Genomic DNA, 20,904 nt, shown 5'->3' with positions numbered 1-20,904 from the left:
CAGGCGGTGAGGAATGAGAAACAACACAAGAGTCGGAACGGTCACCGTGATGCTGTCGGCGCTCGCGCTGCTGTCGGCTTGCGGTCAGTACGGCGGCCGCAGCGACGGTGTGAGCGGAGGCTCCGGCGGTGGCGTGCAGGCGCGCAGCATGGAGGAGCACTTCAGCGGCAAGGTGCAGCCACAGCTCGACTTCTGCCGCACCTGCCATATCCCCGGCGGCGTCGCCGACGTGGAGGACGGGCATGACTTCATGCTCTCTTCCGCGAGGTCGCAGGACCTTGCGAACCTGCGCGCGAGCTGGGAGCGGCTCGGCAAGAACAACCCGACCTCGCGCATCCTGCTGATGTCCTCCGGGCAGGAGACGCCGCATACCGGCGGCATGCCCTGGCCGGTCGGCAGCGCGCAGTACAAGAACATGGACATCCTGCTGAAGTGCTTCGAGGACGGCGCCGGCTGCGCAGCCTTGCTCGCCGGCGGCGTCGATGCGGGCACGCTGCTGCCGCTGCTGTCCGAGGGCCACCGCGGCGGCCATGCCTGGACACGCTATTGCGAGGGCAAGGATGACGCGGCGATCTTGCCGGTGAGCCCGGTGACGCTGGTGAAGCCCGGCGTCAACCAAGGCAAGGCGGTGTACTTCAACGCGTACTACAAGGACTGCCACGTCAACGCCGGCCCGGAAGATGCGGCGCCGAAGACCTGCGGCGAGTGGCGTGGCCGCATCGAGCGCGGCGGCTTGCTGTTGAAGGGCGATGGCGCACAGGGCGCTGCCGGCAATTTCATGGGGAACTACCCCGGATCGACGGTTCTGCCGGGCTTCCAGTTCACGACAGACGCCTACAACAACATGTGGCGGTCCTGGGGGCTGCGCCAGCGTCCGGAGCAATACGACCGGCTGGTGGCCGAGCGCTGGGGCGTGGTGCTGGGGCCGGTACGCAATCCCTATCCCCTGCCGGGCGAGGATCCGAACAAGACGGATGGCGGCTCGGGTCAGTTGCCGACGGCGCTGACGCAGCTTCGCGAAGCGGACGGCCGCTGGAGCGGCAAGCTGGCGACCACCTGCCACATGTGCCATAGCGGGCAGGTGGGCATTGCGGGCGAAGCGGGCCTGCCCGGCGCGATCTACGGCAGCAACAGCCTCAGCGACATCGGCGTCATGGGGCGGGACACGCTGTTCGGCGGATACGCCATCGCACCGGTGTTTACGGCCTTCTCGAAGGTGCGCGGCACCGGCAACATCACGAACTTCCAGTTCTTCAATGCCATTTCGATCGTCGTCGCGCCCGACAACCTTTTGCCCTGGCTGCTGCTGAACACCTCTGGCGGCACGGGCAGCGAGGACCCGCCGGTGTGGTGGAACTACGGCCATCGTCCGCTGAAGTTCTACGACGGCGGCATGTCGTCGGACGCGCAGCGCATCCTGGTGTCGGCGTTCACGCCGCTGGGCGCAGCCAATCCCGTCCCGCTCAACGTCAACGCGGCCTTCGACTGGATCGAGCAGCATGACCAGGACGCGGCAGCCTGGGTGCTCAGCCGGCGCTCGCCGAAGTATCCGGAGCCGGTGGATACCGCACTGGCGGAGCAGGGCGCGGTGCTGTTCCATTCCAAGGACCTGTTCGCGCTGCCGGCGAATGCCGGACGCGAGCGGCCCAAGGGCGGCAATGGCTCCTGCGCGAGCTGCCACGGCGCCTACTCGCCGCGCTTCGTGCACGACAAGAACTATCTTGAGACGCCGGAGCTGGAAGGCATTGCCGGCTACATCGTGCCGCGCGACCTGATCGGCACCGATCCGCAGCGCGTGAATGGCAACGACCAGGAAGTGTCGCGCACCTTCGAGAAGGACTGGTTCGGCTATCCCGAGCAGCGCGGCACGGACAACGACTGCGGCGACCAGAACCTCGACCGCATCCGCGGCGACCGCGAGAACGGTTACCAGGCGCCGCCGCTGTACGGCGTCTGGGCCACCGCGCCGTACTTCCACAACGGCTCGGTGCCCAGCGCATGGGAAGTGCTGAAGTCCTCGGATCGCAAAACCCTCTGGCGGCGCCAGTCCGCGCCGAACGACACCGGCCTGGACGTGGTGATGGGCTTCGACCCCAGCTTCCAGCGGGCCTACGACAAGCAGCACCTGGGCTGGAAATACGAGGAGATTCCTTGCGGCATGGGTGGCGCGATGCCCTATCTGGAATGCGACCCCTCGGACCCGACGAAGAACCCGCTGCTGGAGCAGCTCCTGTCGGTGATCTACGCCAACGGCGGCCTGGCCTGGAACATCCCCAACCTGCTGCAGATGCCGCTGACCAATGCCCAGGTCGAGGATCGCAAGATCTACAACACGCGTCTTTACAGCCAGGACAACGGCGGCCATACCTTCACCGACGCCCTGACCGACCAGGAGCGCAGGGCGGTCATCGAGTACCTGAAGACGCTCTAGTGCTTCCCGTGTAGGAGCGGCTGTTAGCCGCGAAGGCCGGTCATCATGGCAACCGGCCCTCGCGGCTAACAGCCGCTCCTACGTTGTGCCTATCCAGCGTGTGCTGGTCACCAATCTCACCCCCTTGTCCGCAATTCGCATCCCCGATCGATCGCATCGCCGTCATCCTCGTCGGCAATGCTGGGCACAGATTCGGCAGTCAGACACAACAACGAGATTCACGAGGCCCCCTGCGATGATGGAGAAGATCAAGCCCGCGGTGCTCGCCGCCGCGCTGCTGCTGCCCCTGTTCAGCCCGCCCGCCGCGGCCCTGAGCTTCGACCTGGACGAGGCCGGCGAGTGGAACGCGGTGCTCAACACCACCGTCACCGCCGGCGCCGCCTGGCGCATGCAGAACCGCGCTTCGGACTTGGTGGGCAAGTCCAACCTCGATCCCAACGTCTGCGGCCGCACCGCCGACGGCCGCACCCTGTACCAGGTCTGCCAGGGCCTGTTCCGCACGCAGACTTTCCCCGCGGCGCATCTGGCCGCGGCGCCGGGCCAGTTCACGGTCAACGCCGACGACGGCAACCTGAACTACGACCGCTACGACGTCGTGCAGGCGCCGCTGAAGATCACCCAGGACTTCACGCTCACCCACGGCGACTTCGGCCTGTTCCTGAAGGGCCTGTACTTCTACGACTTCGTCAACAACGACTTCACCGAGCGCCACCCCAACCGCATCACCCCCGCGAACATGCTGGACGTGGGCGTGGTGTCCACGCCCGGCCACGAGGTGCTGCCGCTGCCGGTAGGGCTGTCGATCCTGCCGCTGACGCAGCGCAGCGACTCCGTGCCCTGTCCGGCCGCGCGCAATCCCGGCGGCGGCCCCTGCGGCCTGGTCTACGGGCCGGGCGGGGTGGTGCGCGAGAAGCGCTCCGACGGCGAGACCCTGCGGCAGATCGGCACCGACCTGCAGCTGCTCGACGCCTATGTCTACGGCAAGCTGCCGCTCTGGGGCGACAAGGAGGTCAGCCTCAAGCTCGGCCGCCAGTCGCTGAACTGGGGCGAATCGACCCTGCTGGTGTTCGGCTCGATCAACCAGGTCAACCCGGTCAACGCCAACAACTTCTACCGCACCGGCTTCCTGGTGGAGGAAGTGTTCCAGCCGGTGGGCCTGCTGTCGGCGTCGATGGAGCTCTTCGACGGCGCCACGCTGGAGATGTTCTACCAGTACGAGTGGCTGCCGCTGGAGGCGCCCGCGCCGGGCTCCTACTTCTCCTTCCTCGACGTCGGCACCAACAACGCCATCGACTGGGTCAACCTCAGCTTCGGCAGCGCCGCGGAAGACCCGGAGTCGGTCGGCCGCCTGCTGGACTCGCCGCTGTCGGGCATCACCAACACCTCCCTGACGGCGGAGCGCCTGCGCGACAAGGAGCCGGACGGCGGCGGGCAGTACGGCGCGGCGCTGAAGTACTACTCCGAGGAGTTCAACGCCGGCACCGAGTTCGGCTTCTACTTCATGAACTACCACGCGCGTAATCCCTACGTCAGCGTGATCTCGGTGGACCAGAGCTGCGGCAAGAATGTCACCAATACGGTCGGCTTCATCCTGGCCTGCCCGGACATCCCCCTGCTGCACACCGTGTTCCAGCCCAACGATCCCAACGGCACCAACGACAGCGCCGTGCCCTTCGACTCGCTCAAGGTACAGCTGGAATACCCCGAGAACATCAAGCTGTTCGGCGTCTCCTTCAACACCACGCTGGGCGACTTCTCGCTGCAGGGCGAGGTGGCCTACCGCCCCGACGAGCCGCTGCAGGTGGACCTGGAAGACCTGGTGTTCGCCGGCTTCGGGCCCACCCTGAGCAACTGCCACGTCTCGCCCGGCTGCGCCGGCAGCGGCAGCCTCACCGGCGCCGCGCTGGGCGTGCTCGGCCCGCAGTTCGCCGGCCTGATCGACCAACTGGTGAACGTGCTGGGCGTGGATTTCCTCGGCGGCATCGGTGCCAACCCCGATGGCACGGTGGGCTGGTATCCGGGCAGCGACTACGTCGACGCCAACGGCAACCCCGGCGCCTACAGCGATACCTTCGACCTGATCATCGGCCACCTGCCGGGCGCCGGCCGCGCCTTCCCGTCCTTCATCATTCCCTACCGCGGCGGGGTGGTGGGCAGCAACCCCGGCAACAGCTATATCCGCGGCTGGGAAACCTTCGACACCTACCAGTTCAACCTGGGCGCCACCCACGTCGCCGGCGCCACCGACAACCCCTTCGGCGCCGACCAGGTCATCACCCTGCTGGAGCTGGGCGCCACCTGGGTGCCGGGCATGCCCGACCTGGACCGGCTGCAGCTGGAGGCCCCGGGCACCTACACCCACGCCAGCGCCGGCGCCGACGGCAGCGGTGCCAACGGCTCGCGCCAGGCCTGCTCCACCAACGTCGCCTGCTCCTACGGCCCCGACGGCCTGCGCTTCAACCCGCACCAGCAGGACCTGGGGGGGCTTCCGGACAAGCTGTCCTGGGGTTACGTGATCATCAGCCAGGTGAAGTATGAATCGGTTGCGCCCGGCATCTCCCTGATGCCGCAGCTCACCTGGAAGCACGACGTCAACGGCACCGCGCCGGGTCTGGCGACCAATTTCGTCGCCGGCCGCAAGAGTGGCGACTTGGGGCTGGAAATACGCTACAAGTCCAGCCTGGCGTTCAACCTGGGCTACACCTGGTTCACCGGCGGCGGTCCCTACAACCTCTACCGTGACCGCGACACCGCGCGCGCCTACGTTCGCTTGCAGTTCTGATGCAGCCTTGAGACAACAATGAGGAGACGGCAAATGCAGAGCAGGATTCGCTTGACGGTGGCACTGGCCGCCGCGCTGTTCGCCGGCGCTGCCGGCGCCAAGGTCAGCCCCGAGGAAGCCGCCAAGCTGGGCCAGGAGCTGACCCCCGTCGGCGCAGAGAAGGCCGCCAACAAGGACGGCAGCATCCCGGCGTGGACGCCGGGCAAGCAGCGCGGCAAGTTGAAGGGCGAATACCCCAACGATCCCTCCGTCGACGGCGACAAGCCGCTGTATACCATCACCAAGGCCAACATCGGCCAGTACGTGAGCAAGCTCAGCGAAGGCCACAAGAGGCTGCTCAACACCTACGACACCTACAAGATGAACGTCTACCCGACCCGGCGCGTCGTCGCCTGGCCGGACGTCATCTACAAGGCCACCGCCGCCAACGCCACCAGCTGCGAGATGATCGGTACCGACACGCCCGACAACTGCAAGCTCGGCTTCCCGTTCCCGATTCCCAAGACCGGCGCCGAGCCGATCTGGAACCACAAGCTGAAGTTCCGTGGCGAAGCCGCCACGCGCTTCAACAACCAGTTCATCGTGCAGCCCAACGGCGCCTTCCAGCAGACCAAGATCGTCGAGGACGTCACCTTCGGCTATGGCTCGGTGAAGAAGCCGGTGCCGCTGACCAGCACCTCCGGCGAATTCCTCAAGTACCTGTCCAAGACCATGGAGCCGCCGCGCATGGCCGGCACCTTCATCCTGGTGCACGAGAAGGCCGGAACCGGCGCCGCCGGCCGCGCCGCCTGGCTCTACTCGCCGGGCCTCAAGCGCATCCGCCGCGCGCCGACGGTGTGCTGCGACAACCCGTATGAAGGCACCGACGGTCACCAGTTCTACGACCAGGTGGACATGTTCAACGGCGTGCTCGAGCGCTACAACTGGAAGCTGGTCGGCAAGAAGGAGCTGTACATCCCGTACAACTCCAACAAGATCTCCGGCAACACCATCAAGTACAAGGACCTGATCCGTCCCAAGCACATCAACCCCGACCTGCCGCGCTACGAGCTGCACCGCGTCTGGGTGGTGGAAGCCGACCTCAAGGAAGGCACCAGCCACACCTTCAAGAAGCGCCGCTTCTACATCGACGAGGACAGCTGGAACATCGCCCTGGTCGACGACTACGACAACCGCGACCAGCTCTATCAGTTCCAGGAAGGCCACGTCGGCTTCGCCGCCAACATCCTGGCCAGCTTCACCGTGCCCGAAGTGATCTACCACTTCACCTCCGGCCGCTACTTCATCACCACCGCCTTCAACGAAGACAAGCCCTACGATCTGACGGTGGGCTTCAGCGACGACTACTTCAGCGCCAGCTCGGTGCAGAAGATGACGACGAAGTAAGCGACAAAAATCCTCGTCTGCACCCGCAAGGGTGCGACGTTTGGCGGGACATGCCGGGGGGCTTGTCCCGCTTTCTTTTTTCCGGCATCAAAAAAACGGAACGAGAGACAAGCCCCACCCATGCAGGAGCGAGCTTGCTCGCGACCCGGTCATTGCTTCCCCCTCCAACCCGCTGCTTGACATCCCCCGCTTTTCGCCGCAATACTTTCCAACATGGTGAACTATTCGCAAGCAAGGCTGGACCGCAGCTTCGCCGCCCTGGCGGACCCCACGCGCCGCGCGATTCTGGCGCGCCTGGAGAGGGAGGAGGCCCTGTCGGTCAGCGAACTCGCCCGGCCCTTCGAGATCAAGCTGCCGGCGGTGATGAAGCACCTCGACGTGCTCGACGAGGCCGGCCTGATCGTCCGCTCCAAGTCCGGCCGCATCGTCACCGTCACGCTGTCGCCCGCACCGATGGAGGAAGCCATGAACTGGCTGCGCCGCTACGAACGCTTCTGGGCCCCGCGTCTCGACCGTCTCGCCGCCTATGCCGAGGCCGCAGAAGCCAAGGCCCGCCGGAGCGGCAGATGACCAGCCTCACGCTCGTCCGCCGCATTGCCGCGCGCCCCTCCATCGTGTTCGACGCCTTCGTCACCCCCGAGGCCATGGTCCAGTGGTGGAGCCCCGACGACGGACCGGTGCTGCTGGCGGAGGCCGACCCCCGCGTCGGCGGGCGCATGCGCGTGCGCTTCCGGACCCTCGACGGCAAGGAGCACGAGGGCAGCGGCCTGTACCTGGAGATCGAGCGCCCGCGCCGCATCGTCATGGCCTGGCACTGGAGCGATGGCGGCGAACTTGAAGAAGAAGGGAAGGACTCGCGCATCGAAATCGAACTGCGCGAAATCGACAGCGGCACCGAGCTGACTTTCACCCATGCCCAGCTGAAGACCGAGGCCTCGCTGGCCAGCCACGAAGCGGGCTGGAACGGCGCACTGGACAAGCTGGTGGCCCATTTCTCGAGAGGAGATCGTCATGCCGCATGAAATCGTTTCGCGCGAGCAATGGCTCGAAGCCAGCCGTGCCCTGCTGGCCGAGGAAAAATCCCTGACGCACGTCCGCGACCGCCTCGCCGAAAAGCGCCGCGCCTTGCCGTGGGTACGCGTCGAGAAAGACTACGTCTTCCAGACCCCGGAAGGCCCGCGGACGCTGGCCCAGCTGTTCGACGGCCGCTCGCAGCTGATCGTCTACCACTTCATGTTCGGCCCCGCCTGGGAAGAAGGCTGCCCCGGCTGCTCGCTGCTCTGCGACCAGGTCGACGGTGCGCGCCAGCACTTCGAGCACAACGACGTCAGCTGGGTCGCCGTCTCCCGCGGCCCCCTCGCCAAGCTGCAGGCCTACCGCCGCCGCATGGGCTGGGGCTTCCGCTGGGTGTCGTCTGCGGAGAGCGATTTCAACTTCGACTACCAGGTGTCCTACCCGGAGGGCACGCGCGCGGACGGCGTGGACTACAACTTCGAGAAGATTCCCGATCCCGGAGTCGACGAGCTCCCCGGCGTCAGCGTCTTTCACCGCGACGACAGCGGCGCGATCTTCCACACCTATTCCAGCTTCGCCCGCGGCGGAGAGATGTTCCTGCCGGTCTACGCCTGGCTCGACATCGTCCCCAAGGGCCGCAACGAAGGCGGAGACAACATGGGCCACTGGATGCGCCGCCACGACGAATACCCCGACGATGGTCGCCGAGCGGCCCCAACCGCCCAGTCCTGCTGCGGCAGCGCCGCAGTTTAAATCCCCAAGGTAGGGCAACGCATGGAGCAGTTGCCGAGGTGAGGGTGGTGCAACGGCGGTTACGCACGCAGCTGCAGTCTGAAGTTCCAGCCTCGCGTTACCAACTTTCCGACTTACCCCATCAGGACCAAGACCATGCCCACATCCCCCACCGCCCCCGCCGAAATCACCGCCTTCAACTGGGTCCCACCCTTCGCCCGCGGCCTGGTGCGCGACCTGCGCGTGCGCTGGGCCTGCGAAGAGATCGGCCTGCCCTACCGCACACGCCTGCTCGACGCCCGCGCCGAGCGCCCCGAGGGCTACGCCAAGGAGCAGCCCTTCGAACAGGTGCCCTGCTTCCGCGAAGGCGACATCCAGCTCTTCGAAAGCGGCGCCATCCTGATCCACCTGGGCGAACGCGACGAACGCCTGCTGCCGAAGGATCCCGCCGCCCGCAGCCGCGCCATCGCCTGGACCCTCGCCGCCCTCAACAGCGTAGAACCCGCCATCCAGAACCTCGCGTCCATCGACCTGTTCTACGCCAACGAAGAATGGGCCCAACTCCGCCGCCCCGGCGCCGCCGAGTTCGTGAACCTCAGGCTGTCGCGCGTCTCCACCTGGCTGGGCGACAAGGACTGGCTGGAAGACCGCTTCACCATCGGAGATTTGCTGATGGTCAGCGTCCTGCGCATCCTGCGCCACACCGACCTGCTCGCGGCCTTCCCCAACCTCGTCGCCTACCAGGCAAGGGCCGAGGCGCGGCCCGCTTTCAAGGCGGCGCTGTCGGCGCAGATGGGGGATTTCGTGGACTAGGTTTTGGGGTAGGTCTGGCGCTCCCGGCGGGTCGCGCGACAGGCGGGTCGATGATCCGCCCAGGGGTTGGGGCGTCCTGAGATCGCGGCGTGGACCTTCACCGCGCCTGCGCTTCCTGCTCGGCCCTTAGCCGGGTCTCCTGGACCACGAAGTGGCCCACCATGTGGGCCAGCCCCTCGCTGAAGCGCTCGAAGCTGATCGGCGGGTTGGCGTCGGTGAGGAAGCGCAGCAGCAGGCCGATGCCGCCATTGACGAAGATGTAGACCATGGTCTGCAGGTCGCGGATGCGCACGGCGTCGGGGTGGTTGAGCGCGTGCTGGTAGACGATGGCCTGCAGCAGGCGGGCGGCCGGGTCCAGCAATTCCTTGCTGTAGACATCGGCGCCTTCGCGGGCGCACTTGAGGTAGAGGCTGTCGTCCCGCAGCAGCAATTCGTGGAAGCGGGCGAGCAAAGTGCGGATCAGATCCTCGATGCTCATCTGAACGACGGTCGACGTCATCGGTTCCACCACGTCCATCGCCTCGGTGACGAAGCGCTCCAGCATGGCCTTGAACACGGCTTCCTTGTTCTCGAAGTACTCGTAGAACGAGCCCGGACTAACTCCAGCAGTTTCAATGATCTGACGCACGCTGGTATCGGCCAGGCCGTCCCTGGCGACGCAGCGGAAACCGGCTTCGATGATGGCGTCCACGGTGGCGCGTGCGCGTGGCTGCTGTGGCTTTCTGGGCATCGGAATCTTCCGAATTGAATCTGAACGGGGCGGGGACCTAACTTGTTCCGGTCCGAGTATGACGATCACCCCACCCCCGTTCCTTGGCTCCAGCGCCGGCTCCGCCGCCCTGGCAGCCATACCCACTGGAGGCGGACTCCCAAGTCCGCAAGCAAGCATGACCCGCCTTTCCGTCACCCCCGCTGCCCGCAAACCCCTGGGCACCCTGGCACGCATCCCGCCGCGCCGCATGGACTTCGAGTTCAGTGCGGGCAACACGCAGCGTCACTACTTCGCCGCGGACCCGGCCAGGACGGCATTCATCACGGCGCTGTCGGCGCTGTTCCCCGCCGGAGAGTCCTTCTTCGTGGAGTCGGTGCGTGCCTATCGCGGGCGCATCACCGATCCGCTGCTCAAGGCCCAGGTGTCCGGCTTCATCGGCCAGGAAGCCATGCACGCCAAGGAGCACAAGAGCTTCAACGCCGCTGCCACGGAACATGGCTACCCCGTGGACCAGCTCGACGGCAGCGTGCGCCGCCTGCTCGCCGTGGTGGCGCGGTTGCCCAATGCGATCTGCCTTGCGGTAACCGTCTGCCTGGAGCACTACACCGGCATCTTCGCCGAGCTGCTGCTGCGCGACGAGGAACTGCAGGGCAGCTTCTCGCCGGAGACGCAGAAGCTGTGGCTGTGGCATGCGCTGGAGGAGAGCGAGCACAAGTGCGTGGCCTACGACGTTTACCAGCAGCATGTCGGCAGCTACCTGCTGCGCACGCTGGTGATGATTCCCACCACCCTCATCTTCTTTGCCGTGGTCACGGTGTTCTACGCGCGCATCGTGAAGAGGGAGGCGCCGCGCCTGGGCTGGCGTGACCATCGCGGCCTGCTGTCCTACCTGCTCGGCCGCCAGGGTAAGCTCCGGCGCCTGGTCCCGCAGTACTTCGATTTCTTCAGGCCCGGCTTCCACCCCAGCCAGCACGATACCGAAGCGCTGCTGGACGACTGGCGCACGCGCCTGTTCGGCAAGGGCGGCCTGCTGGCGGGGCAGCGCAAGGACAAGGGGACGGAGTAGGGGAGAGGCGCGAAGCGGGATTGGGTGAAAAGGGATACTTGATCGTGCTCACGCTGCTTCGCATCCCGCGGCATGCGGATTTGCTGTCCGGCTCCCCCCAATCTCGCCGCCTGCCAGGCGCGCGCCGAGGCGCGGACGGCGTTCAAGGCGGCGCAGATGGCGGATTTCGTCGACGGGCTTTTCTTCCTCTCCCCTCACAAAAAAAGCCCGGCGGATAGCCGGGCTGGATTCTGGATGCAAGGTCCCTGCGCGTATTCTCCGTCGGTGTGGCACGGATGGGATGACGGAATTTTTCCGAACAGGAGCGGAAGAGACGACGGCCGCTTCGCCCCGTTCATCCGGTTGACGCGCCAGCCCCCTCCTTCCTGCCGCTCTTCATCCTGAGCTTGATTTCGTTCCAGACAAAAACGATCAGGGGCAGCACGAAGGTGGTCCAGATCCACTGCAGGTTGTTGTTGACCCAGTCCCTGGCCCGGGTTTTCAGGGCGATGGGCTTGACGAGGATGTCGAACTCCGCTGTTTTCAGGCGGTAGGGTTTGCTGCCGCCGACGTCGAATTGCGTGGTCAGCGTGAACGTCAGCGAGTGCCGCCCCGGGTTCCTGGCGACAACGATCCAGTTGAAGTGCGTGACCTCCGAGTTGCTGACCAGCTGGGAGATGTCAGCGGGCGCGGCCACGTCGATACCTGCGCCGACGAGGCTGGCCGTCACGTAGTTGGAGATCCTGGTCTTGCCGGTGGTGATGCGTCTTGTCTCATCGGAAGCGCCACCGCCCGCCTTTGCGGGCGTTCCGGTGCTTTCGACCGCCTGCGCGGTTCGCGCGCTCTCCGCTTGCCGTTGCTTGCGCAGGTCACTCTCTTTTGCCTGCGGCTGCAGTTGCACCGTGAACACGGCGTAGGAGCCTTGCTGGATCGACAGGGGCGCGTCGTACAGGATCGCAGCGGTGCGCAGAGGGGCCAGCAGGTTGTCGACGATCTGCGGATCGCTGGGGGCGGGGGTCGCAACCGGGGGCGGCGGAATCGGTGTCGGCGGCGCAGAAGTGACTTGCAGTTCGACACGGCGATTTGCCGTGCGCCCCGCGTCTGTTTCGTTGCTTTCCTTGGGCTGGGTCTCCCCGTACGCCGCTACGCGCAGCTGTTGAGGGGAGATGCCCCGAGCGATGAGATAGTTTTTGACCGATGTCGCACGTCGTTCGGACAAAGCCTGGGCCATTGCGTCGGAAGGGGTCTCCGTGCCATCGGCGTGGCCGACAATTTCGATGCGCTGACCGGGCTGGGCCCTGAGGGCCTCGGCAAAGGAGTCGAGACCTTCCTTCGCGGGCTGGGTGAGCTCCGCGCTGTCTGGGCCGAAGCCGACGGGACCTGGGCGGCCAGCCCCAGCCTGTGCGACAGGGCAGCCGCCCGCGTCAGTGCGGATGCCGCGCGGCGTGCCAGGACACCGGTCCTTGGCGTCTGCAACACCGTCGTCATCGTCGTCCAATGATGTCGGGGGGAGCGGCAAGGTCACGTCCGGACCCTGGACAACTACAGCCGACCGGTTCTGGTAGCTGTTTCCCCCCGAGAAAATCCACAAGCCGATGGCCGCAACCATCACCAGGACAACCAGCATCGCCCATCGCAGCGTTTCCATTCCCTGACTCCCCCAAAAGAACAGTGCAGCAACATCGGGTGGCGGAGGAAGCTGCCCCCGCAGCTTCGCCGCGGGTGCCCGTCCTGGGATTACGGCAAGGATTTCACGCTAGTCGCGGCCAGTTCGCAATCTGACGGCAGCGTCAGGTGGCCTCGGGAGGAACCACGACGCAGACAAAAAGCCTGAGGGCGGATCAATGATCCCAATGGCACTGCTTCAAGGCACGGCCATTGATGGAGCGGAAGTCCAGTTCGACCTGCCAGCGTTGCCGGCAAAGCCAGGCAATTTCCTGAGGTGGAAAGCAGCGCATTGCCCTCGTCACTCCGCCTTCCTGCCTTTGGCCACACCGCGCTGGCCTGCGCCGGCCTCCCGGGCAGGCAGGAGCGGAGCGGGCTTTCGCGATTGCGGATACCGGCTAAAATCCGCGCCCATTCACCCCTTTTCACCGGTACCCCGTCATGGCCGTCAATCTCCACGCTCCCGTATCCCTGTTGCCGGTGGCCGGTTGCCGCCTGGGCAGTGCCGAGGCGGCGATCAAGAAGCCGGGGCGCAAGGACCTGCTGCTGATCGAGCTGGCGCCGGGGTCGCGGGTGGCGGGGGTGTTCACCCGCAATGCCTTCTGCGCGGCGCCGGTACAGCTGTGCCGCGAGGCGCTGGGCCAGGGCACCGCGATCCGTGGGCTGCTGATCAACTCGGGCAACGCCAATGCCGGGACCGGCACCGCGGGCGTTGATGCGGCACTGGCGACGATGGCGGCGGCGGCGGCGCAGCTGGGCTGTCAGCCTGCGCAGGTGCTGCCGTTCTCCACCGGCGTGATCGGTCAGAAGCTGCCGGCCGAGCGGGTCGCCTCCGCGCTGCCGGCGGCCAAGGCGGATCTGGTCACCGAGGGCTGGATGCAGGCCAGCCGCACGATCATGACCACCGACACGCTGCCCAAGGGTGCCAGCCGCCAGGTGCAGACCTCGCAGGGCACGGTGACGGTGACGGGCATCTCCAAAGGCGCGGGCATGATCTGCCCGGACATGGCGACACTGCTGGCCTTCGTCGGCACCGATGCGCGCCTGACGCCGGCGGCGACCCAGGCCTGTCTCGACACGGCGGTGAGCAAGTCCTTCAATTGCGTGACGGTGGACGGCGATACCTCCACCAACGATTCCTGCGTGCTGTTCGCTACCGCCCAGGTGGGCACGGCGGACGTGGACGAGCGGCATCCGGACTACGCCGCGATCGCGGCGGCGGTGACCGAGGTCTGCACGGAGCTGGCCCAGGCCATCGTGCGCGACGGCGAGGGCGCGACGCGCTTCATCACCATCGAGATCGCCCACGCGAAGAGCGAGGCGGAGGCGCGCCTGGCGGCCTACGCCCTGGCGCATTCGCCGCTGTTCAAGACCGCGGCTTTCGCCGGCGACGCCAACTGGGGCCGCATCCTGGCAGCGGTGGGGCGCAGCGGCATCGAGGCGCTGGACGTCTCGCGCATCAGCGTGCGCATCGACGAGGTGGAGCTGCTGGTCAGCGGCGAGCCGCACCCGGACTACCGCGAGGAGCGCGGCGCGGCGGTGTTCGCCAGGCCGGAGTACCGCATCCGCATCGACCTGGGTCGCGGCGACGCCGGCGTGACGGTGTGGACCTGCGACTTCAGCTACGACTACGTCAAGATCAACGCCGAGTACCGCACGTGAATCAAGCTGCGCCAGCCACGAAACCGGTGCTGGCGGTGGCCTGCGGCGTGCTGGTGCGCGACGGCAAGGTGCTGCTGGCCCAGCGGCCGGCGGGCAAGGTGGCGGCGGGCTCCTGGGAGTTCCCCGGCGGCAAGATTGAGCCGGGCGAGACCACGCGGCAGGCGCTGGAGCGCGAGCTGCACGAGGAACTGGGCGTGGAGGTGCGCGGCGCCCGGCCGCTGATCCGCTTCCGTCACGAGTACACCAACCGCACGGTGCTGCTCGACACCTGGCTGATCGACCGCTTCGACGGCGAGCCGCATGGCCGCGAGGAGCAGGCGCTGGCCTGGGTGACGGCGCAGGAGCTGGCGGTACATCCGCAGGTGCTGCCGACGGTGCTGCCGATCGCTGGCGCGTTACGTCTGCCGGCCGACTACGTGTTCACTCCGCCGGATGCCGACGAGGCCTTTTTGCTGCAGCGCCTTGCGCAACTGCCGGCGGGCGCGCTGCTGCGCCTGCGGCGGCCGGGGCTGGATGACGCGGCCTATGCGGTGCTGGCGCGGCGCCTGGCGCCGCCCTGCACGGCGCAGGGCCTGCGGCTGGTGCTGGACCGCGGCGCTGCGCTGTCGGTGCAGCTGGGCGCGGGCTGGCATGCGACTTCGGTGGTGCTGGCGATGCTGGAGTCGCTGCCGGCGGGGCTGCACTGCCATGCCTCCTGCCATATGCCGCAGGAACTGGAGCGTGCGGCGCGGCTGGGCTTCGCCTCGGCGGTGCTGGGACCGGTGCGGGCCACGGCGACGCACCCGGGTATGTCGCCGCTGGGCTGGGAGCGTTTCGCGGAATGGACGGCGGCGCTGCAGTTGCCGGTGTACGGGCTCGGCGGTGTCGGGCCGGCACAGCGGGAAGAGGCATTCGCCGCCTACGCGCAAGGCGTGGCGGGGATCAGGGCGTATTGGTGAGAGGACGCGGCAAGCGCTGGTAGCCGCTGCATGTTCCCCCTCTCCCTCGGTCCTTCTCCCGCAAAGGGCGAGGGAAGACAAGCAACGCGGGGCTTGCAGGAGCTGGGTCGGGCTACTGATGCCGCGGCAAACCCGGCGGCGGCAGATCCGCGGCATCGTTGAAGTCGTCCTGCGACTCGGCCGGGATGGTGTAGCGCTCGCCGAACCATTCGCCCAGGTCCAGCGTCTTGCAGCGCTCGGAGCAGAACGGGCGCCAGGGGTTCGACGGGTCCAGGATGGCCTGCTTGCCGCACTGCCGACAGGCAATCTTTCGGTTCACAGCGCGCAGCACTGGATATGGAAGGGCACGTCCACGGTGGCTTGGTGGCTGCGGGCGTTGACGTCGCCGGCCGACATGAAGCGCACCGTGAAGCGGTGCTTGCCGGCGCTGATCTCGGGATAGACGCGGGCTTCCACCGGCACCGTGACCCGCAGCAGCACGCAGGGTGCCTGGGGGGTCTGGATGTAGATGCCGCCGCGCGCCACGGCCTGCTGGGCCGGCACGCTGTTGCGCAGCAGCTTGAGGTACAGGTTGATGGCCTGCTGGAAGGGCCGCAGGTCGGCGAACCAGGCGTCGAGGTCGGCGCGGTTCTGCGCTTCCGGACGCGCCAGCCAGTGGTGGTAGATCGGCAGGTCGAAGGCGCAGGTGCCGCCGGGGATGCTGGCGCGGCTCAGGACCGTGGTCAGGAAGTCGTTGCCGCGCAGCAGGGAGTTGGCGAACTGCGTGGCCAGCTGCTGCATGCCGTTGACGGCCTGGGTGATCTCGGCGAGCACGCCCTTGAGCAGGGCCGGGTCGACCCCGGGCTTGGCAGACAGGCGCGTCAGGTGGGCGTGCTGGTCGGTCAGTTCCTTGAGAATCTCGTTCTTCAGGTCGGAACGCGAGATCACCACCAGGATGTCCAGCAGGGCATGCAGCGTGGACCGGGCCCCGAAAGGGCTGTCGTCGGCGCGGTGGTGCTGGTGCTGGGCGAACAGGAATTCCAGGCGCAGGAACGTCCGGACCTTTTCGGTCAGCGGTTGTTCGAAGGTGACCAGCTCGGCTGCGTGGGTCACGGCTCTAGGATTGCCAGGGAAGTCAGAATTGTGTCCTAGATCACAGATCTGGGCAAACTCAGGCCGCGTGAGTAAATCTCGCCGGTGCGGGCGATGGACAGGTAGTAGGCATGCAGTTCCTCCACCGCGGCGCGGGCCGCGGCCATGGAGCCTGTATTGGCGATGATGTCGTGGGCGGCGGCCAGGCGCTCGCGGCGCGAGGCCTGGGCCTGCAGCATGCGCTGCGCCAGGTCTTCGCCGATGCGGTCGCGGTCCTGCAGGCGCGCCAGCTGGGTCTCGGGGGTCACGTCCACCACCAGCACGCGGTCGACCAGGTCGCGCATGCCGGATTCCACCAGGATGGCGACGCTGAGCATGCAGTAGGCGGAGGCCTGGGCGTCGCGCCACTGGGTCATGCGCTTGCGGATGTGGGGGTGGGTGATGGCCTCCAGGGATTGCCGGGCGGCAGGCTCCATGAAGACCTTCTCGCGCATCTTGCGGCGGTCCAGCTGGCCGTCGGGCTGCAGGAACTGGCGGCCGAAGCTGCGGGCAATCTCCAGCAGGGCGGGGGCACCGGGGGCGACCACGTCGCGCGCGACCTGGTCGGCGTCCAGCACGGGGACGCCCAGCTCCATGAAATAGTCCGCGATGAGGGACTTGCCGCTGGCAATGCCCCCCGTCAGTCCGACGGTGAGACGAGGCATCAGTAGGTGCTCAGGTACGCAGCCTTGATCGTATCGCCCCAGATCAGCCAGAGCCAGCCGGCGGCGGCCAGGTAAGGCCCGAAGGGGATCGGCAGCTGCCGGTCGCGCCCCCGCAGCACGATCATGCCGATGCCGACCACTGCGCCGACCACCGAGGACAGCAGGATGGTGCCGGGCAGGGCCGCCCAGCCCATCCAGGCGCCAAGCGCGGCCAGCAGCTTGAAGTCGCCGTAGCCCATGCCCTCCTTGCCGGTGAGGATGCGGAACAGGTGGTAGATCGACCACAGGCTGAGATAGCCGGCGGCGGCGCCGATGACGGCGCTGGGCAGGTCGGTGAACACCGGCTGCAACGCCAGCAGCAGGCCCAGCCACAGCAGCGGCAGGGTGATGATGTCCGGCAGCAGCATGGTCCGCAGGTCGATCACCGTCAGCGTCACCAGGGCCCAGGTCAGCACCAGGGCGCCGGCCAGCTGCGGGCCCCAGCCGAAGTGCCAGGCGCAGACGCCGGACAGCAGGGCGGTGGCAGCCTCCACCAGCGGGTACTGCGGCGAGATGGCGGCGCTGCAGCCGGCGCAGCGGCCGCGCAGGATCAGCCAGCCCACGACCGGGACGTTGTGCCAGGGCTTGATGCCGGTGCCGCAGGACGGGCAGCGCGAGGGCGGCGACAGCAGCGACAGCTTCTCGGCCGGCTCGGGCGGCAGCTCGAGCATCTCGCGGCACTCCCGCTTCCAGCCGATCTCGAGCATGCGCGGCAGGCGCAGGATCACGACGTTGAGGAAGCTGCCGACCACCAGGCCCACCAGGCCGCAGAAAAAAATCAACAAGCCGGGGCTGGCTTGCAGCCCCTCGATAAGCGTCATGACGGTCGAATCTTGTGGTGTCGGTTAGATTGCCTGGCCGAGCTTGAAGATCGGCAGGTACATGGCGGTGACCAGGCCGCCGACGACGATGCCGAGGAAGGCCATGATCATCGGCTCCAGCAGGCTCGACAGGGCGTCGACCATCGCGTCGACCTCCGCTTCGTAGAAGTCGGCGACCTTGGCGCACATTTCGTCCAGGGCGCCGGATTCCTCGCCGATGGCGACCATCTGCACCGCCATGTTGGGGAACAGGCCCGACTGCTGCATGGTCAGCTGCAGCTGCTGGCCGGTGGAGACACGGTCGCGCATGATGAAGATGGCTTCCTCGAAGACGATGTTGCCGGCGGCCCTGGCCACCGAGTCCATCGCTTCCACCAGCGGCACGCCGGCGGCAAACATGGTGGAGAGGGTGCGGTTGAAGCGGGCGATGGCGGACTTGTAGAGGATGTCGCCGACGATCGGCACCTTGAGCATGACGCGGTCCATGAAACGCCGGAAGTTCCTGGAACGGCGCTTCGCTTCGAAGAAGCCGTAGCCGGTGCCGCCGACGATCAGCAGGATCAGCCACCATTTCGCCTGGATGAACTCGGACATGCCGATGACGAACTTGGTGAAGGCCGGCAGGTCGGCGCCGAAGCCCTGGAACAGTTCGGCGAAGGTCGGCACGACGAAGTACAGAAGAATGCCGGTGACGACGAAGGCGACGACCAGCACCGCCGTCGGATAGGTCAAGGCCTTCTTGACCTTCTTCTTGATCAACTCCGTCTTTTCTTTGTAGGTGGCGATCTTTTCCAGCAGCGTTTCCAGCGCGCCGGATTTCTCGCCGGCGTCCACCAGGTTGACGAACAGGTCGTCGAACTGCAAGGGGTACTTGGCCAGGCTGGAGGCGAAGGAGTTGCCGCCCTCGATGTTGCTCTTGATGCCCAGGATCATGTCCTGCATCGAGGCGTTTTCATGTCCGCGGCCGACGATTTCCAGTGCCTGCACCAGCGGCACGCCGGCGGCCATCATCGTCGCCATCTGACGGCTGAAGATGGAGATGTCGGTGGCGGTGATCGATTTCTTCTTGCCGGCGGCGAACAGCGCCGACTGCTGCCGCACCGAAGTGGGATTGATGCCCTGCTTGCGCAGCTGGGTCTTGATCATGCTCTCGCTGGGGCCGACGCTCTGCCCCTTGACGCGCTGACCCTTGCGGTCCATACCCTCCCACTTGAAGGTATGTTCCTTGATGATCTCGATCTTGGGCGCCTTTTTTGCGCCCTTTGTTACGGCTTGTGCCTGCGCCATGAACTCCCCCTGATCCCTAGCTCAATCTCCCGCCGTGCAGGCGTTGGCCTGGGCGAGATCGATGTGTCCGTCCTTGACTTTCCTGAGTGCCGATTGCCGCAGGTCAAGTATACCTTCCTTGGCAGACTGGTCGGCGATCTCGATGGCGTTGCCGCCTTCCATGATGATACGTCCCATGGCGTCGCTGAACGGCATTACCTGGTAGATGCCGGTACGGCCCTTGTAGCCGTTGTCGCAGGCATCGCAGCCCACCGCTTCATAGGTGGTGAAGCCCGGGGTGTCGACTTCCTGTTCGGTGAAGCCCTGCTTGATCAGCTCGGCGCGCGGGATGTTGGCGGGGCGCTTGCAGATCTTGCACAGGCGGCGTGCCAGGCGCTGCGCGATGATCAGCGACAGCGTCGAGGCGATGTTGTAGGCCGGCACGCCCATGTTCATCAGGCGCACGATGGTCTGCGGCGCGTCGTTGGTGTGCAGGGTGGACAGCACCAGATGCCCGGTCTGCGCCGCCTTGATCGCGATCTCAGCGGTTTCCAGGTCGCGGATTTCGCCGACCATGATGACGTCGGGGTCCTGGCGCAGGAAGGCCTTGAGCGCGGCGGCGAAGGTCAGGCCGACCTTGGGCTGCACGTTGACCTGGTTGATGCCCGGCAGGTTGATTTCAGCCGGGTCCTCCGCCGTGGAGATGTTGATGTCGTCGGTGTTGAGGATGTTCAGGCCGGTGTACAGCGACACGGTCTTGCCGGAGCCGGTGGGGCCGGTGACCAGGATCATGCCCTGGGGCTCCGCCAGGGACTTCATGTAGGCCTCTTTCTGCTCCGCCTCGTAGCCCAGCGCGTCGATGCCGAGCTGCGCGCTGCTGGGGTCGAGGATACGGCAGCAGATCTTTTCGCCGAACAGCGTCGGGCAGGTGCTGACGCGGAAGTCGATCGCCTTGGTCTTGGACAGGTGCAGCTTGATGCGTCCGTCCTGCGGCACGCGGCGCTCGGCCAGGTCCAGGCGCGACATGACCTTGACGCGGGCGGCGATGCGCACGGCCTGGCTGATCGGCGGCTGGGAGATGGTCTTGAGCTCGCCGTCGCGGCGGTAGCGGATGCGGAAGGTCTTTTCGTAGGGCTCGAAATGGACGTCGGAGGCGCCCTGGTTGATGGCGTCGATCAGGATCTTGTTGACGAACTTGACGATCGGGGCATCGTCGGCGTCCGAGCGCGTGACCTCAGGGCCCTTGTCCTCGCTGCCGTCGGAGATGTCGATGTCGGCGAGGTCTTCGTCCTCGACCGTCATGTCCGAGGCATTGAGGGCATTGATGGCGGCGTCGATCGCCTTGGCCAGCTTGTCTTCCTCAACCAGGATCGCCTCGGTCATGTTGCCGGTGGCGAACTTGATCTCGTCCAGGGCCGAGAGGTTGGTGGGGTCGGAAACGCAGACGTACATCTTCTTGCCGCGTTTGAAGATCGGCAGGGCATGCGACTTGCGCATGACCTTCTCGCTGACCTCCTTGAAGGCCGCGGAGTCGATCTCGATGGTCGACAGGTCCACCAGCGGTACGCCGAACTCGGTGCTGGCGGCCTCGGCCACCCGCGCCGGGGAGGCCAGCTTGGAGTCCACCAGCAGCTTGACGAAGGGGGTCCCGGACTTCATGGCCTGCTGCTGCAACTCGCGGCCCTTGTCCTCGCTCAGGATGCCGTCCGCCACCAGGCGACGGGCCAGGCCGCCGAGGAAGGCGGTCGGGGTCGGGGTTTGAGGGCTGATGGCCATGAGATTCTCCGGATACGAGATGAAGACTAGCCCAAACGCTAAGCGGT

General features: G+C 66.5%; 18 protein-coding genes. 10 read left to right on the top strand and 8 right to left on the bottom strand.

What is annotated here, in order from left to right; translation table 11 throughout:
• The first annotated feature begins 13 nt into the window (after nt 1-13).
• The 7 genes from D0B54_RS18995 (at nt 14) to D0B54_RS18965 (ending at nt 9,158) form a co-directional block, all read left to right on the top strand.
• Nucleotides 14-2,431, top strand: a complete 2,418-nt coding sequence (locus D0B54_RS18995) for a hypothetical protein (RefSeq protein WP_162932566.1) — start codon at nt 14-16, stop codon at nt 2,429-2,431.
• 235 nt (nt 2,432-2,666) lie between these two features.
• Nucleotides 2,667-5,213, top strand: coding sequence for a DUF1302 domain-containing protein (locus D0B54_RS18990; protein WP_117293131.1), 2,547 nt, complete (start codon nt 2,667-2,669; stop codon nt 5,211-5,213).
• A gap of 33 nt (nt 5,214-5,246) precedes the next feature.
• A complete protein-coding gene (locus D0B54_RS18985; protein ID WP_117293129.1) occupies nt 5,247-6,599 on the top strand; it encodes a DUF1329 domain-containing protein in 1,353 nt (450 codons plus the stop codon).
• A 213-nt stretch (nt 6,600-6,812) separates the two neighbouring features.
• Nucleotides 6,813-7,169, top strand: a complete 357-nt coding sequence (locus tag D0B54_RS18980) for an ArsR/SmtB family transcription factor (protein WP_117293127.1) — start codon at nt 6,813-6,815, stop codon at nt 7,167-7,169.
• Nucleotides 7,166-7,621 carry an SRPBCC family protein gene (locus D0B54_RS18975; protein ID WP_117293125.1) on the top strand — a complete coding sequence of 152 codons (456 nt, stop codon included), beginning with the start codon at nt 7,166-7,168 and terminating at the stop codon, nt 7,619-7,621. The genes D0B54_RS18980 and D0B54_RS18975 overlap by 4 nt, the downstream gene beginning before the upstream one ends.
• A complete protein-coding gene (locus tag D0B54_RS18970) occupies nt 7,611-8,366 on the top strand; it encodes a DUF899 domain-containing protein (RefSeq protein ID WP_117293123.1) in 756 nt (251 codons plus the stop codon). The genes D0B54_RS18975 and D0B54_RS18970 overlap by 11 nt, the downstream gene beginning before the upstream one ends.
• Before the next feature lie 135 nt (nt 8,367-8,501).
• Nucleotides 8,502-9,158 (top strand): glutathione S-transferase family protein, encoded by a 657-nt coding sequence (locus D0B54_RS18965; RefSeq protein WP_117293121.1) that lies wholly within the window; start codon nt 8,502-8,504, stop codon nt 9,156-9,158.
• 97 nt (nt 9,159-9,255) lie between these two features.
• Here the strand turns inward: D0B54_RS18965 and D0B54_RS18960 are convergent, their stop codons facing one another.
• The gene (locus D0B54_RS18960) at nt 9,256-9,888 is read right to left on the bottom strand and encodes a TetR/AcrR family transcriptional regulator (protein WP_162932565.1); all 633 of its coding nucleotides are present in this window, start codon (nt 9,886-9,888) and stop codon (nt 9,256-9,258) included.
• Nucleotides 9,889-10,045: 157 nt separating this feature from the next.
• On the opposite strand from D0B54_RS18960, the gene D0B54_RS18955 reads away from it, so the two are divergent.
• Nucleotides 10,046-10,936 carry a metal-dependent hydrolase gene (locus D0B54_RS18955; RefSeq protein ID WP_205527179.1) on the top strand — a complete coding sequence of 297 codons (891 nt, stop codon included), beginning with the start codon at nt 10,046-10,048 and terminating at the stop codon, nt 10,934-10,936.
• A gap of 334 nt (nt 10,937-11,270) precedes the next feature.
• Here the strand turns inward: D0B54_RS18955 and D0B54_RS18950 are convergent, their stop codons facing one another.
• On the bottom strand, nt 11,271-12,563 hold the full coding sequence (locus D0B54_RS18950) for an OmpA family protein (RefSeq protein ID WP_117293117.1): 1,293 nt from the start codon (nt 12,561-12,563) through the stop codon (nt 11,271-11,273).
• Nucleotides 12,564-13,021: 458 nt separating this feature from the next.
• Between D0B54_RS18950 and argJ the strand changes: the two genes are divergently transcribed.
• Both argJ and D0B54_RS18940 read left to right on the top strand, forming a co-directional pair.
• Complete coding sequence (gene argJ / locus D0B54_RS18945; RefSeq protein ID WP_117293115.1) at nt 13,022-14,242, top strand: bifunctional glutamate N-acetyltransferase/amino-acid acetyltransferase ArgJ; 1,221 nt, start codon at nt 13,022-13,024, stop codon at nt 14,240-14,242.
• Nucleotides 14,239-15,180, top strand: coding sequence for a Nudix family hydrolase (locus tag D0B54_RS18940; RefSeq protein ID WP_162932564.1), 942 nt, complete (start codon nt 14,239-14,241; stop codon nt 15,178-15,180). Before argJ ends, D0B54_RS18940 begins: the two co-directional genes overlap by 4 nt.
• A gap of 112 nt (nt 15,181-15,292) precedes the next feature.
• Here the strand turns inward: D0B54_RS18940 and D0B54_RS18935 are convergent, their stop codons facing one another.
• Genes D0B54_RS18935 through pilB form a run of 6 tightly spaced genes read right to left on the bottom strand, consistent with a single transcriptional unit; the run spans nt 15,293 to nt 20,857 of the window.
• A complete protein-coding gene (locus D0B54_RS18935; protein ID WP_162932563.1) occupies nt 15,293-15,499 on the bottom strand; it encodes a DNA gyrase inhibitor YacG in 207 nt (68 codons plus the stop codon).
• On the bottom strand, nt 15,496-16,272 hold the full coding sequence (gene zapD / locus D0B54_RS18930) for a cell division protein ZapD (protein ID WP_117293111.1): 777 nt from the start codon (nt 16,270-16,272) through the stop codon (nt 15,496-15,498). The genes D0B54_RS18935 and zapD overlap by 4 nt, the downstream gene beginning before the upstream one ends.
• Nucleotides 16,273-16,307: 35 nt before the next feature.
• A complete protein-coding gene (gene coaE / locus D0B54_RS18925; RefSeq protein ID WP_117293109.1) occupies nt 16,308-16,955 on the bottom strand; it encodes a dephospho-CoA kinase in 648 nt (215 codons plus the stop codon).
• Nucleotides 16,955-17,815 (bottom strand): prepilin peptidase, encoded by an 861-nt coding sequence (locus tag D0B54_RS18920; protein WP_117293107.1) that lies wholly within the window; start codon nt 17,813-17,815, stop codon nt 16,955-16,957. Before D0B54_RS18920 ends, coaE begins: the two co-directional genes overlap by 1 nt.
• Before the next feature lie 24 nt (nt 17,816-17,839).
• Nucleotides 17,840-19,102 (bottom strand): type II secretion system F family protein, encoded by a 1,263-nt coding sequence (locus D0B54_RS18915; RefSeq protein ID WP_117293104.1) that lies wholly within the window; start codon nt 19,100-19,102, stop codon nt 17,840-17,842.
• A gap of 21 nt (nt 19,103-19,123) precedes the next feature.
• Nucleotides 19,124-20,857, bottom strand: a complete 1,734-nt coding sequence (pilB, locus tag D0B54_RS18910) for a type IV-A pilus assembly ATPase PilB (RefSeq protein ID WP_117293103.1) — start codon at nt 20,855-20,857, stop codon at nt 19,124-19,126.
• Nucleotides 20,858-20,904 lie beyond the last annotated feature (47 nt).

Origin of the sequence: Solimonas sp. K1W22B-7, assembly GCF_003428335.1 — a bacterium.
GTDB lineage: Bacteria > Pseudomonadota > Gammaproteobacteria > Nevskiales > Nevskiaceae > Solimonas_A.
This window is presented reverse-complemented; position numbering and strand designations above follow the sequence as displayed.

Coding starts and splice junctions, on each gene's coding strand:
- D0B54_RS18995 (WP_162932566.1), top strand. CDS start 14: ATGAGAAACAACACAAGAGTCGGAACGGTCACCGTGATGCTGTCGGCG.
- D0B54_RS18990 (WP_117293131.1), top strand. CDS start 2,667: ATGATGGAGAAGATCAAGCCCGCGGTGCTCGCCGCCGCGCTGCTGCTG.
- D0B54_RS18985 (WP_117293129.1), top strand. CDS start 5,247: ATGCAGAGCAGGATTCGCTTGACGGTGGCACTGGCCGCCGCGCTGTTC.
- D0B54_RS18980 (WP_117293127.1), top strand. CDS start 6,813: ATGGTGAACTATTCGCAAGCAAGGCTGGACCGCAGCTTCGCCGCCCTG.
- D0B54_RS18975 (WP_117293125.1), top strand. CDS start 7,166: ATGACCAGCCTCACGCTCGTCCGCCGCATTGCCGCGCGCCCCTCCATC.
- D0B54_RS18970 (WP_117293123.1), top strand. CDS start 7,611: ATGCCGCATGAAATCGTTTCGCGCGAGCAATGGCTCGAAGCCAGCCGT.
- D0B54_RS18965 (WP_117293121.1), top strand. CDS start 8,502: ATGCCCACATCCCCCACCGCCCCCGCCGAAATCACCGCCTTCAACTGG.
- D0B54_RS18960 (WP_162932565.1), bottom strand. CDS start 9,888: ATGCCCAGAAAGCCACAGCAGCCACGCGCACGCGCCACCGTGGACGCC.
- D0B54_RS18955 (WP_205527179.1), top strand. CDS start 10,046: ATGACCCGCCTTTCCGTCACCCCCGCTGCCCGCAAACCCCTGGGCACC.
- D0B54_RS18950 (WP_117293117.1), bottom strand. CDS start 12,563: ATGGAAACGCTGCGATGGGCGATGCTGGTTGTCCTGGTGATGGTTGCG.
- argJ (WP_117293115.1), top strand. CDS start 13,022: ATGGCCGTCAATCTCCACGCTCCCGTATCCCTGTTGCCGGTGGCCGGT.
- coaE (WP_117293109.1), bottom strand. CDS start 16,955: ATGCCTCGTCTCACCGTCGGACTGACGGGGGGCATTGCCAGCGGCAAG.
- D0B54_RS18920 (WP_117293107.1), bottom strand. CDS start 17,815: ATGACGCTTATCGAGGGGCTGCAAGCCAGCCCCGGCTTGTTGATTTTT.
- D0B54_RS18915 (WP_117293104.1), bottom strand. CDS start 19,102: ATGGCGCAGGCACAAGCCGTAACAAAGGGCGCAAAAAAGGCGCCCAAG.
- pilB (WP_117293103.1), bottom strand. CDS start 20,857: ATGGCCATCAGCCCTCAAACCCCGACCCCGACCGCCTTCCTCGGCGGC.